Source organism: Roseibacillus ishigakijimensis (genome assembly GCF_016595415.1).
Classification (GTDB): domain Bacteria; phylum Verrucomicrobiota; class Verrucomicrobiia; order Verrucomicrobiales; family Akkermansiaceae; genus Roseibacillus; species Roseibacillus ishigakijimensis.
This window is the reverse complement of record NZ_JAENIO010000064.1, coordinates 1-12,953: the sequence shown is the minus strand read 5'-3', so window position 1 is coordinate 12,953 and position 12,953 is coordinate 1. Positions and strand designations below refer to the sequence as shown.

General features: G+C 60.4%; 12 protein-coding genes. All 12 read left to right on the top strand.

Annotation, left to right across the window (positions count from 1 at the left end; genetic code table 11):
* Nucleotides 1-184: 184 nt before the first annotated feature.
* Nucleotides 185-1,054: a DUF350 domain-containing protein gene (locus tag JIN78_RS16165; protein WP_200393037.1), complete on the top strand. Its 870-nt coding sequence runs from the start codon at nt 185-187 to the stop codon at nt 1,052-1,054.
* A 34-nt stretch (nt 1,055-1,088) separates the two neighbouring features.
* A complete protein-coding gene (locus JIN78_RS16160; protein WP_200393036.1) occupies nt 1,089-1,847 on the top strand; it encodes a hypothetical protein in 759 nt (252 codons plus the stop codon).
* A 13-nt stretch (nt 1,848-1,860) separates the two neighbouring features.
* Entirely contained in the window at nt 1,861-2,934 is a 1,074-nt protein-coding gene (locus JIN78_RS16155; protein WP_200393035.1) for an ion channel, read from the top strand.
* Nucleotides 2,931-3,326, top strand: a complete 396-nt coding sequence (gene speD / locus JIN78_RS16150) for an adenosylmethionine decarboxylase (RefSeq protein WP_200393034.1) — start codon at nt 2,931-2,933, stop codon at nt 3,324-3,326. The genes JIN78_RS16155 and speD overlap by 4 nt, the downstream gene beginning before the upstream one ends.
* A 76-nt stretch (nt 3,327-3,402) precedes the next feature.
* Entirely contained in the window at nt 3,403-4,827 is a 1,425-nt protein-coding gene (locus JIN78_RS16145) for a sigma-54-dependent transcriptional regulator (protein ID WP_200393033.1), read from the top strand.
* 30 nt (nt 4,828-4,857) lie between these two features.
* Nucleotides 4,858-6,657, top strand: a complete 1,800-nt coding sequence (locus tag JIN78_RS16140; protein ID WP_200393032.1) for an ArnT family glycosyltransferase — start codon at nt 4,858-4,860, stop codon at nt 6,655-6,657.
* A gap of 3 nt (nt 6,658-6,660) precedes the next feature.
* A complete protein-coding gene (gene xseB / locus JIN78_RS16135) occupies nt 6,661-6,972 on the top strand; it encodes an exodeoxyribonuclease VII small subunit (protein ID WP_200393031.1) in 312 nt (103 codons plus the stop codon).
* A complete protein-coding gene (gene dxs / locus JIN78_RS16130; RefSeq protein WP_200393030.1) occupies nt 6,953-8,875 on the top strand; it encodes a 1-deoxy-D-xylulose-5-phosphate synthase in 1,923 nt (640 codons plus the stop codon). The genes xseB and dxs overlap by 20 nt, the downstream gene beginning before the upstream one ends.
* Nucleotides 8,876-9,059: 184 nt before the next feature.
* Nucleotides 9,060-9,368 carry a hypothetical protein gene (locus JIN78_RS16125; protein ID WP_200393029.1) on the top strand — a complete coding sequence of 103 codons (309 nt, stop codon included), beginning with the start codon at nt 9,060-9,062 and terminating at the stop codon, nt 9,366-9,368.
* Nucleotides 9,369-9,482: 114 nt separating this feature from the next.
* On the top strand, nt 9,483-10,799 hold the full coding sequence (locus JIN78_RS16120) for a UDP-glucose dehydrogenase family protein (RefSeq protein ID WP_200393028.1): 1,317 nt from the start codon (nt 9,483-9,485) through the stop codon (nt 10,797-10,799).
* Nucleotides 10,800-10,935: 136 nt separating this feature from the next.
* Nucleotides 10,936-12,354 (top strand): adenylosuccinate lyase, encoded by a 1,419-nt coding sequence (purB, locus tag JIN78_RS16115; RefSeq protein ID WP_200393027.1) that lies wholly within the window; start codon nt 10,936-10,938, stop codon nt 12,352-12,354.
* A gap of 69 nt (nt 12,355-12,423) precedes the next feature.
* The coding region (locus JIN78_RS16110; protein ID WP_200393026.1) for a Uma2 family endonuclease at nt 12,424-12,953 on the top strand (530 nt) is incomplete at its 3' end.

Here is a 12,953-nt window from a genome sequence, read left to right as displayed (position 1 = left end):
CAGCAGCAGCAGCAGCAGCAGCAGCAGCAGCTCCCGCAGTTCTTATAGCAGTTCACGCAGCTCCTATAGTTCCTCGCGATCAACCGGAAGCTTCCGCAGCTCCTCGCGCTCGGGCAGCTCCTTCGGTGGCGGCAAGTGAGCCCACCCCTGCGATAGCCCATAATCTTTTCTATCTTCCCTGACCATGAGTGAACTGTTTCAATTCCAAATCCCCGAGGAGACCAGCAACTGGATGGCTTGGCTTTATCTCCTGCAAAGCCTCGTCCTCCTCGCCATCGGCAGCATCGCCTTTGCCCTTCTGCGCAAGGTAAAGCTCGCCCATCAACTCGCCGAAAAAGACAATCCGGCCTTCGCGATTTCCTACGGGGGATTTCTGGGTGCTCTCAGCCTCGTCATCGCCGCCGTGCTCACCTCGCCCTCGCAAGCCGAGAGCTGGCAGGGGGAATTCCTCAGCTCGCTTTATTGGAATGGAGGCAGCCTCCTCCTCCTGCTTGCCGCCCTGCTCGTGAACGACTTCGTCATCTTTTCCAAGTTCTCCAACCGCAAGGAAATCCTGACAGATCGCAACTGCGGACTGGCAGCGGTAGAGGCAGGCACCTTTCTCGGCACGGCCTTGCTCATCTCGGCCTCTCTCTCCGAGCAACACGGCCCTGCCCCCCTCGGCGAGCCTTGGCTCACCCTGCTCTACTTCGTCCTCGGCCAGGCCCTCTTCCTCCTCTACGCTCGCCTCTACCCCTTCGTCACCTCCCTCGATCTCCATGGTGAGCTAGAGAAAGACAATCCGGCCATCGGGCTCGCCTATGGCGGCTCCCTGCTCGCCTTTGCCTGGCTGGTGGGCGAAGCGATGCGCAACTACGACTCGCTGACCACTATTTTCCTCGTCGCCATCCTCTACATCATCGTGCTCGGCGTCCTGCGGCAATTGGCCCACCTCCTCATCGTGCGCAAGGTCTCCCTGCAGCACGAGCTCAGCCAGGATCGCAACTGGGGCATCGGCCTGCTGGAAGCGGTCCTCACTCTCGTGGTGGCCGTTTTCCTCACCAGCAGTTGGTAAGAAGTCCGTTTCGAATCCTCGCACAGACCCCAGCATGGCAGACGGAGAATTGACCCCGGAGAAACGCAGGCTCTACAGCGCCACGGTCCTGCTCAATCACATGGTTGGGCAGAGAAAGGATTTCGACGTTCTCCTACTGGGAGGAGAAGCCCATCTGGAGCCTCTGCTCACCTGGCTGCTTACCCGGCAGTTGGTGGAAATCTCGGAGAAAAATTTCTACACCCCCACCGTCTCGGGACGGCGTGCGGTGGAGGAATTCAACCAGCGCTACCAACGTCTCCTGCAATATTTCGAAGTCTTTTCGGCGGTTGATCTGGAGGCCGGGGAATTCGCCTACGCCTCCTTTGCCGACTTTGAAAGCGATCACGACTGGGATTGCTTTTTGGAGGACGAGCGCTGGGATGACTTGCGCCTGGTGGTGGCCGATTACTTGGGCGCGGATCCCGTGGAACTGATTTGGGCCCAATTCACCAAGGAAGGCCGCTTCAACTTTACGGAAGCGGGTTGGGAGATCACTCTCGCGCAGGGATTGATTTGGAACGAAATCGCGGAGATCGCGGAGTCCGCCTGGGACATTGAAGAGCTGGGCTATGGCGAGGTGAGCGGTGAAGCCGTCTTGCGCGACATCGTGGAGCAGGGCTTCCTGCTCGTGCGCGACCTCACCGACCGCGACCCGGATGTGATGGCTCACCTGGCCCGCTGGGCCCCCTCGCGGCAAGCTCCGGTGTGGCCCCCCGATGATTCGCGGGAAGCTTTTTGGAAAACCCGCTGGCAGCTCGCCCTGACTCCCTGAACGCCCCCTCGCCATGTGGATTTTCCGTCACCTCATCACCCTCGTCGCCGAGCACACCACCCCGGTGGGCCGCTTTTTGTGGGCGGTCCTCACGGCGATCGGGATGAGCGTGCTCTTTGGCAGCGCCTTCTACTTCGCCGAGCGCGAGGTCCAGGAGGGCTTGAGCTACCTCGACTCCCTCTGGTGGGCAATGGTCACCATGACCACCGTGGGCTACGGCGATTATTTCCCCCAGACCTTCGCCGGGCGCTTCTTCATCGCCTATCCCTGCTTCCTCCTTGGCATCAGCATCATCGGCCTGCTGCTGGGCACCGTCTCCGAGGCCGTCATCGACCACTTCACCCGCAAAAAGAAAGGAACCCTCAGGCTAACCATGAAAGACCACATCATCATCGCCGGTTGCCCCTCGGTCGGCCGCGTGGAGCACATCGTGTGCGAATTGCGCCACTCCATTGTCAATCGCGAGACCCCCATCGCAGTCGTGACGGATACCCTGAACGAGCTCCCCGCTGAGTTCAAAAGCAACAAGGTTTCCTTCGTAAAAGGGAACATCCGCAATCCTGAAGTCGCCGCCCGCGCCGCGTGGACGGAAGCCAAGGACATCATCGTCATCGGCGACGAAGAGACCCCGGGCGACTTCGATGTCTACACCACGGCTTCCTACCTCAAGAACCTTCTCCCCGCCGAGAGCAAATTGCAGATTCTCAGCTACATCGAGGAAGCGGACTCCGTTGATCTTTTCAAGAAAGCAGGCTTGCGCTACGTGTGGTCGGAGGGAATGCCCGACCGCCTCATGGCCCAGGACCTGAACCAACCGGGCATCAACGAGGTCTTCCGGCAACTGCTGAGCTACCGCAACGGCTGCGAAATCTATCTCCGCGCTTATCGAGGAAAAGAAAGCAAGGTTCTCGCCCTCCAGCATCAGGCGCTGGACTCTCCACACGACTTACAAATCATCGGCATCCAGTCCGGCGAGGAATACGATTTGAATCCCAACAAAGACCGCCTCGTTTCCCCCGGCGACACCCTCATTTTCCTCGCCGACAACTCCCTCGCCTGCGAATCGTTCCTCTCCGCCACCTCGTGACCTCTTCCTCCAGTCCAGCCTCCACAGCACCACCCGCCCACAGTGCCTACGGCGTCCATATCGCCATGGAGTGCCGGGGCTGCCGGGCCGAACTGCTCACCAATCGCGAGGCCCTTGGAGCGGCCCTGCGGGAAGCGGCCACCATTGCCGGAGCAACGGTCGTGGACAGTCTCCTGCACCAATACAATCCCGCCGGACTCAGTGGCGTGGTGGTCATCCAGGAGAGCCACCTTGCGATCCACACCTGGCCCGAGATTGGTTATGCCTCCTTCGACATTTACACCTGCGGCCAGCCCGAGATCGCGGAAAAGATCGCGCAAGAATTGCTGAAGCGCTTTCAGCCCGAAAAAACCACCCGCACTCTGCTGCATCGCCAGCCCCCAGAGGAGTGAACGGCAAGCCCCGCCAGCGCTTACTCAATCCCCCATTGCCAAGCCGACTGAATGCTAGCAAGCTGACCCGACCGAAATGGAGCCCATTCTACTGATAGTCGATGACGAAAAGCCCACCCGGGACGGCCTGCGGATGGCGCTGGACGAGTCATTCGACGTCTACGTGGCCGCCGACCTCGCGCAAGCGCGGGAAGTGCTCAAAAATGAAAACGTGGACCTCCTCCTCACCGATCTCCGCCTGGGCGCGGAATCCGGCATGGACCTCATCGAGGAAGCCCTGGCCCTGCCCAAGCCCCCGGTAGCCATCATGATGACCGCCTACGGCTCAGTGGATACCGCCGTCGAGGCCATGCGCCGGGGGGCCTTCCACTTCGTCACCAAACCGCTCAATATCGACGAGGTCGAGAACCTTCTCCTCCGCGCGGCCCGCAGCCGCAAGCTGGAAAAGCAAAACACCGAGCTGAGAAACGAAAACGCCACCCTGCGCCAGAAAACCGCGCAAGCCCCCTCTGGCCTGGACCGCATTTTAGGAAAATCCGAAGCCATCCGGCGCGTCACCGAGATGGTGGAGCAGGTCGCGGCCACCAAGGCCACCGTGCTTATCGAAGGCGAATCGGGAACCGGTAAAGAGCTCGTCGCCCACGCCTTGCACGACCTCTCGGGCCGTCCTGCTGACAAGTTTGTCATCGTCAACTGCGCCGCGCTCTCCCCCCAGCTACTGGAATCGGAACTCTTTGGCCACGAAAAGGGAGCCTTCACCGGAGCCACCCAACGCCGCGTCGGCCGCTTCGAACAAGCCCATGGCGGCACCCTCGTGCTGGACGAAATCGGTGAGATCGATCCCGCCACCCAGGTGAAGCTCTTGCGCGCCCTCTCCGAGCGAGCCATAGAGCGCGTGGGCTCCAACACCCCCGTCGAAGTGGATGTCCGCCTCGTCGCCGCGACCAACAAGTCCCTGCGGCACCTGGTGGAATCGGGGGAGTTCCGGGAAGACCTCTTCTTCCGCCTCAACGTTCTCAAAATTGACATGCCTCCCCTGCGGGAACGCCCGGAAGACGTGGTCCTGCTGGCCAACGCCTTTTTGAAGGAATTCTCGGATGAAAACGCCCGCCCGCTCAAACCCCTTGCCGACGACGCGCTCGCCCTCATTCGCAGCTACCGCTGGCCCGGCAACGTGCGCGAACTCCGCACCGCCATGGAGCACGGAGTCATTCTATCCAACTCCGACCAAATTGAAGCCCGCCACCTCCCGGGCTTCATGACCGGGCGCGAAATTACTCCGGCGGCCAAGGGAGCAGGCACCGGGGGCAAGGAAACCGAAAAGAATCTTGCGCCCATGGCCGAACTCAATTTGCATGCGCTGGAGGCTGACGCGATTGAGCGGGCCTTGCGGCAAACGGATGGAAACAAAACAAAAGCGGCCTCTCTTCTCGGTATAAGCCGGAGAACATTGCAGCGGAAACTCAATGAGCGCGCCGACGACCCCACTACTCTCGACTAAAAACCCTCTTCCGAGCGAACACAGCACTTTATGAATCCCAACGGAGCCTCAAATCTAGGTAGCATCGCCCTCCGAGCGGTCTTTTTCATCGTCCTCATCGTGATGGCCATCCTTCACGTCACGGTCCTCTTCCGCGGCCTCAATACCCCCGAGGGCATGGAACAAGCGGCCATCGCCCGCGAAGTCTCGCGAGGCAAGGGACTAGTGACCAAAGTCCTTCGACCGGCCGCGATCAATCAGAACCAGATCGCCACCAGTGGCGAAGGCACGCTGGCCGATGCCGCTGAGAACACTTACCACGCCCCTCTGCAACCTCTTCTCTTGGGAGCCATTTTCCGGGCCCAAGGCGCGGGCGACTTCGAAGCCTGGCGCTTGGAGAAGGGGCAATACGTCTATCAGTTGGACCGCATCGTCGCCGGGTTTGCCATCGTCTGCCTCGTCCTGGCCATCGGAGTCACCTACCTGCTGGTGTGCCGCATCTTCGACTCCCGTATTGCCGCCACCGTAGCCCTGCTGATGCTGTTCTGTGAGCTTTTCTGGAAGATTTCCATGAGTGGGCTGCCCCAGATGCTCATGCTCCTCCTCTTCACCTCGGGCTGCTACTTCGCATACCGGGCCCTTGAAAACACGGCTGAAGAACGAAACACCATCGTCCACGCCATCCTCGCCGCCGTTTTCTTCGCCCTCCTCTGTCTCAGCCACTGGATCGCGGTCTGGCTTGTCATTGGCTACGCGGTCGCGGCGGCCCTCTTCATCAAGCCCCGTGGCGTTGCCGGCATCATCGCCCTCGTCGCGCTCATCGCGGCCGCCGCCATGCCCGTGATTCACAACATCCAAATCACCGGAAACCCCGGGGGGGCCGCTTCCCTCGTCCTTTATGAAGGTCTCTTTGGCTCGGAAGAGTATGCGATGCGCAGCTTGGAAACCCTTCCCTTGAAGCTGCGCAACCTGACCTTGCAAATTCTGCGCCTGACCGTGGCCCAGTTCAACGACCTCTACCTTTACTTCGGAAGCATTCTGGCCGCCCCTCTCTTCTTCGTCGCCCTCTTCCACCCCTTCAAGCGAGCCTCCATCAGCGAATTCCGCTGGTTTTTGCTCCTGATGTGGATTTTTGCTTCCTTCGGAATGGCTCTCTTCGGTCTCAAGGGCGGCGATATGTCTCCGAACCAGATTCACCTTCTCTTCGCCCCTCTGATGGGCGCTTATGGCGTGGCCATGCTCAGCGTGCTCTGGAACCGGTTGAGCATCTCCAAAAACGTCCCCCTCCTGCGGCAGGCCCATCTCGTCCTCATCGTGGTCATCTCCGCCAGCCCCTTCCTGCTGCGCATGCCCTTCGATGTCCTCGCCATTTTCAACCAGGGCGAGATCGTCTCGCCCAACTACCCTCCCTACGCCCCCTCCACTCTGGACGAGAATCTAGCGGATTACGGTGAAAAAGACGAAATCATTGTCTCCGACCAGCCGTGGGCAGTGGCCTGGTATGCTGATCGCCGCTCGGTCTGGCTGCCCATTAAGATGTCCCATTTGGAGGAAATCGAAGACATGGCCGAGGAAGAAGAAACCCCGGTCACCGGCGTGCTCATCTCCCCCCTGTCCAGCGGAATCCCCCCTCTCACCGAAGCCCTCGCCTACAACCGCACTTGGCAGTCCCTGGTCCTCGACCCCTGGGCGGCTCAAGTCGTCGCCGATGGCACCCCTCGCCGCCCCCGGCTGATCAGCAGCTACGACGAGGAGATGGATGGCTTCCACTCCCGCTATCCCGGCCTGAGCATCATCCTCTTCCGCCGCGCCCCCATGATTTTCTACTCTTCCCGTCCGACCGGTTCCTAAGCAATGGCCAAGAAAACAACGAAAAAACTGCCCCCCTTTGAAGAATCCGTCGATCGACTGGAAGCTCTGATCGAGACGATGGAAAGTGAGCAATTGCCCTTGCAGACCTTGCTCGATCACTACGAAGAAGGCCACGAACTCCTCACCCATTGCCAGACCCTGCTTGACGATGCGGAACGCCGCATTGAGGTCGTGACCCTCGCCAGTCAAAACACCACCAAATCCACGGGAACAGAAAACAAGCTCGCTTCCGAACCGGCAGCAAGCGACAATCGCCCTTCCGACGCCGCGTCCGATGACATCCGACTCCTCTAACTCCACGCCCCAGCCCGCCCCGTTGCCCAATCCTCCCTTGCTCCCGACCATCAAGTCGCCGGAGGATGTGAAGAAAATTCCCGCTGACCAGTTGCCCGGCCTGGCTTCTGAAATCCGGGACACGCTGATCCGCTCCCTCGCCAATACCGGGGGCCATCTCGGTCCCAATCTCGGCGTGGTCGAGCTCTCCATCGCCCTGCACCGGGTCTTCAGCACTCCCGAGGACAAATTCGTCTTCGATGTCGCCCACCAGGGCTACGTTCACAAAATGCTGACCGGTCGCGCGGACAAGATTGACACCATCCGCCAATACCAGGGCCTCAATGGCTTTTTGCTGCGCACGGAGTCCGAGCACGACGCCTACGGAGCCGGACATGCCGGCACCGCCCTCTCCGCCGCCCTCGGCATGGCCGCTGCCCGCGACCAAAAGGGCGAGGACAACCACGTCGTCGCTGTGGCGGGTGATGCCGCCTTCACTTGCGGCCCCACCTTGGAAGCGCTGAACAACATCGCGGAAACCACCAAGCGCTTCATCGTCGTTCTCAATGACAACGAGTGGTCCATCGACCGCAACGTGGGGGCCATTGCCAAATATTTCAACGCCCTGCAGACCCACTCCGCCTATTCTGCGGTGCGTGACAAGGCCTCCGATTTCGTCCAGAAAGTAGCCGGAGAATCCGTGCGCAAGTTCGCGCACAAAATCGAACGCTCAGCCAAGAACCTTCTCTTCCCCAACGTTCTCTTCGAAAAGTTCGGCCTGCGCTACTTCGGCCCCATTGATGGTCACAATGTCGACCTTCTTATCAAAACTTTCGATTACCTGAAGCGGCAGGATGAACCCGTGCTTCTGCACATCATCACCGAAAAAGGGCGGGGCTACCAGCCGGCCCTCGAGAAGCCGGGCAAATTCCACGGCCTGGGCCCCTACAATGTCGAAGACGGAGCCACCAAAGCGGGCGCTCCCACCTATTCGGAAATCTTCGGCCGCACGGTGACCGATTTCGCCAAAAAGGACGAAAAAATGCTCGCCGTTACAGCGGCCATGCCCGGTGGCACCAAGCTTGATATCTTCAAGAAGGAGCTGCCGGAGCGCTACTACGATGTCGGGATCGCCGAGGAGCACGCCGCCCTCTTTGCGGCTGGTCTCGCCACCCAGGGCCTGCGCCCCTTCCTCGCCATCTACTCCACCTTCATGCAGCGGGCCTTCGACATGATCGTCCACGACATCGCCTTGCAAAACCTCCCCGTGCGCCTCTGCATGGACCGTGGCGGTTTGTCCGGCGACGACGGCCCCACCCACCACGGACTCTTTGACATCGGCTACCTCCGCCACGTCCCGGGGCTCATCCACATGCAGGCCAAGGACGAGGAAGAGTTCGTCGACATGCTCTGGACCATGGCCAACTACGACGAAGGCCCCATCGCCATCCGCTACCCCCGGGGAGCCGGCACGGGAGCCAAGCCCAAGGAGCAACCCGTCCAACTCGAAATCGGCAAAGGCGAACTCGTCAAGAGCGGCTCCGATGTCTGTCTTATCGGCCTCGGCTCCCTCTTCGAGATGGCCGAAGAGACCGCCAGAGAACTAGAGGCGGAAGGCCTTGCAGTGGGCCTCATCAACCCCCGTTTCATCAAGCCTCTCGATGCGGAACTCATTCTCACCGAAGCCAAAAAGGCGAAAGTGATCTGCACTTACGAAGACCACGTCCTTGCCAACGGCTTTGGCGCCAGCATCATCGAGCTTCTTCACGACCATGGCGTCGACACCCCGGTAGAACGCATCGGCTGGCCCGACGAATTCGTCGAACATGGCAAGCCCGAAATCTTGCGGGAGAAGCACGGCCTCACGGTGGCCAATGCCCTGCAAAAAGTGCGCCGCCACCTCTCCCCCGCCACCGTGGCGTGACCTCGCGACCCCCGCCTGGCCTGACTGCCCACCCTTTCTTCAAGAGCTCTCCCCAGCGGAGAGCTTTTTCGTAGGGTCCCGACTGTCCCACCCCGAGGCCAGGACCCGCCGGCCCGTCAGAAACCCGCCCCTTCCCCCCAACTCACCCTTTTCATTCCTGAGAATTCAGGCAGGATCGCTTGCGATGAAGAGCGAAAACCTGCTTGAAGAATTGGAAAAAGCCCACGGGGCCCCACCCGAAAATCTGAGCCCCGCGCTCCAAGTCCTCTGGCTGGCCAAAGCCGGCGATTGGGAAGGAGCCCACAACATCGCCCAAGACATGCCCGACCCCCAAGGAGCTTGGCTGCACGCCCATCTCCACCGCCAGGAGGGCGACCTCGGCAATGCTTCCTACTGGTATCACCGGGCCAACCAACCCGTGCCCTCTCGCGAAATCTCCATTGAGGCGGAATGGCTGGATCTGGCCGCCCACTTCACCCGCCATTCAAGGTGAAAGAGATCAAGAAAGCCAGTGACCACATTGTCACGATTTCTTATGGGCTAGGCTTGAGTTTCACATTTTTGACTGATACGTGAACGCCTTTCGCTCGTCTCATTTTCTTTTTATATGAAATTATCTATCATCGGAACCGGCTATGTTGGACTCACTACCGGAGCATGTTTCGCGGAAGTCGGTCATCAGGTGACCTGCGTTGACAACAACGAAGAAAAGGTCAAAACCCTCCTCGATGGGAAAATCCCCATTTTCGAGCCCGGTTTGGAAGACCTGGTGAAACGAAATGTGGCAGCAGGTCGCTTGAAGTTCACCACCTCGACTGAGGAAGGCGTCAAGGATGGGGACGTTGTCTTCATCGCCGTGCCCACCCCGCCCCAACCCGATGGCTCCGTCGACCTCTCCTTTATCGAAAAGGTGGCCCGCGAGATTGCGGAAGCGCTCAAGCCGGAATACGGCTTCCGCGTCATCGTGGACAAATCGACCGTTCCGGTCAAAACAGGTTCCAAGGTGGAAGAGACCGTTCGCCGCTACGCACCCGAGGGGGTGGAATTTGCGGTGGCCTCCAATCCCGAGTTCCTGCGCGAAGGTTGCGCGGTCGACGACCTCCTTAACCCCGACCGCATCGTCTTCGGAGCCAACGACGAGAAAGCAGCCGACATGATGCGCCGCATCTATGATCCCTTCAATGCTCCCGTCCTCGTAACTGACATCGAGTCCGCCGAGCTCATCAAGCACGCGGCCAACTCCTTCCTCGCCCTCAAGATTTCCTACATCAATGCCGTGGCCCGGGTTTGCGAAAAGTCGGGAGCCGACATCGAAATGGTGGCGGAAGGAATCGGGATGGACGCTCGCATTGGCCGCCAATTCCTGAATGCCGGTCTCGGCTATGGAGGTTCCTGTTTCCCCAAAGACGTCAAGGCTTTCATCAACATCTCCGAAACCCTGGGCTATCCCTTCGAGCTGCTCAAGCAGGTGGAAACCATCAACGAGGACCAGCGCAAACTCTTCCTCGGTCGCATTCGCGAAAAACTCTGGGTCCTGCAAGAAAAGAAGATCGCCCTCTGGGGTCTCGCCTTCAAACAAAACACCGACGACGTGCGCGAATCGGTCGCCATCAAGCTCGCCAACGACATGATGGCTGAGGGGGCAGATGTCACCGGCTGGGATCCCCAAGGCATGGAAACCGCGAAGAAGTTTGGCAATCTCCACGAAAACTTCAGCTACGGCGAAGACATGTATGCCTGCCTCGATGACGCGGAGGCCCTCGTTATTGGCACCGAATGGCCGCAATTCGCCAATGCCGACCTGGATGAAATCAAGAAGCGCATGCGCACTCCCCTCATCTTCGACGGGCGGAATCTCTACGATCCCAAGGTCATGGCTGCCCATGGCATCGAATACCACTCCATCGGCCGCGCTTCGGTCTAAGCGGAGGACAGCGCCATTTTTCCCGCAGCCCGGAGCGTCCCTCCGGGCATTTTTGTGCCCTCTTTGCCACCCGCAGGGAAGAGTCGCACAAAATTGAATTCCCCTTGCCCGCATCCCGGTCCAGACTCGCCCGCACATGATTCCGAACGTCCTCGCCGAACGCTACGCTTCTTCCGCCCTGAAAGACATCTGGTCTCCCGAAGGCCGCATTTTGCTCGAACGCGAACTCTGGCTGGCGGTGGCCCGGGCCCAGAAGGACCTCGGCCTGGACATTCCCGAGGAAGCCTTGCAAGCCTACGAGGCGGTCAAAAACCAAATCGACCTCGCTTCCATCGACGCGCGCGAACGCATCACCCGCCACGACGTCAAGGCCCGCATCGAGGAGTTCAACGACCTCGCCGGTCACGAACAATTGCACAAGGGCATGACCTCACGTGACCTGACCGAGAATGTTGAGCAGCTGCAAGTTTATCGCTCGCTGTTGGTGATGCGCGACAAAACGGTCGCCGCGCTGGCCCGGCTCGGCAAGCTAGCCACCGAAACCGGCGACCTCGTGATCACCGGCCGCACCCACAACGTGGCCGCGCAGAGCACCACTTTCGGCAAGCGCCTGGCGATGTTTGGCGAGGAGCTCCTCGATGCTCTTGGCCGCTTCGAGCACCTCATCGCCAGCTACGCGGTGCGGGGGCTCAAGGGCGCGGTGGGCACCCAGCTGGACCAGCTCTCCCTCTTCGATGGCGATTCCGATAAAGTGGCCCGCTTGGAAAAAAGTCTCGCCAATCACCTCGGAATCCCGGCGGTATGGGAAAACGTGGGCCAGGTCTATCCCCGCTCCCTCGATTTCGCAGTGGTCTCCGCCCTCGTCGAGCTGGGCAGCGCTCCCTCTTCCTTTGCCAAAACCCTCCGCCTGATGGCCGGACATGAAACCGCCTCCGAAGGCTTCGCCCCCGGCCAAACCGGCTCCTCGGCCATGCCGCACAAGATGAATTCGCGCTCCTGCGAGCGCATCAACGGCTTCCACGCCATCCTCAAAGGCCACCTCACCATGGCCTCCAATCTGGCAGGCGACCAATGGAACGAGGGCGATGTCTCCTGCTCGGTGGTGCGCCGCGTGATGCTGCCCGATGCCTTTTTCGCCACCGATGGCCTCTTCGAGACCCTGCTGACCGTCCTCGATCAAATGGACACCTATCCAGCGGTGATTGAGAAGGAGAACCTCCACTACCTCCCTTTCCTCCTGACCACCACCATCATGATGGCCGCCGTGAAGGCCGGGGTGGGTCGGGAAACCGCCCACCACGTCATCAAGGAACACGCCCTCGCCACCGTCGCCGATCTGCGGGGGGGCGACTTGCGCGAAAACAACCTCCTCCAACGCCTTGCCAACGATGAGCGTCTCCCTCTGGACCTCGCCACTCTGCAGGGCTTGCTGGAAGCCAACAAAACCAACACCGGCAATGCCCCCGCCCAGCTGGCAAGCTTCGGGCAACGGGTGAACGAGCTCGTCGCCAAGAACCCCGCCGCCGCCGACTACACCCCGGGAGCCATCTTGTGACTCTTCGGCGCCCCCCCAGGCGCCACTTCCCCCCTTTTCCCCATGCCTCTTTTGCGCTAGAGTGCCCTTATGTCCGCCGTTCTCGAAGTGGCCAATCGACCCGAGTTCCAGGACCAGACCACCTTCAATCTGGCGGTCTGGGAAAAGATTCTGGCCGATCCCTTCTATGCCCGCTTGGAGCACCGCATCGAGACCAATGCCCACGGCCAAGTCCTCATGTCCCCGCCCCCCCATTACAATCATGGTGAAACCCAAACCGACATCGCGCTGCTCCTCACCCAACTGATGACGGGCGGACGGGCGCTCACCGAATGCCCCATCTCGACTTCCCGGGGAGTGCGAGCCGCCGATACGGTCTGGATTTCCTACCCGCGCCGCCAACAGTGCCGCCACTCCAGCGGGGTGCTGACCCGAGCCCCAGAAATCTGCGTGGAAGTCCTCTCTCCCTCCAACACCACCAACGAGATGCTGGAAAAGAAAGCCCTCTACTTCGAGGCCGGGGCTGAGGAGGTCTGGTTTTGCTCGGTCGAAGGGGAGATGGCCTTCTACCTGGCCACCGCCCCCGATCAAGCAGCCCGCAGCCTGCTCTGTCCCGACTT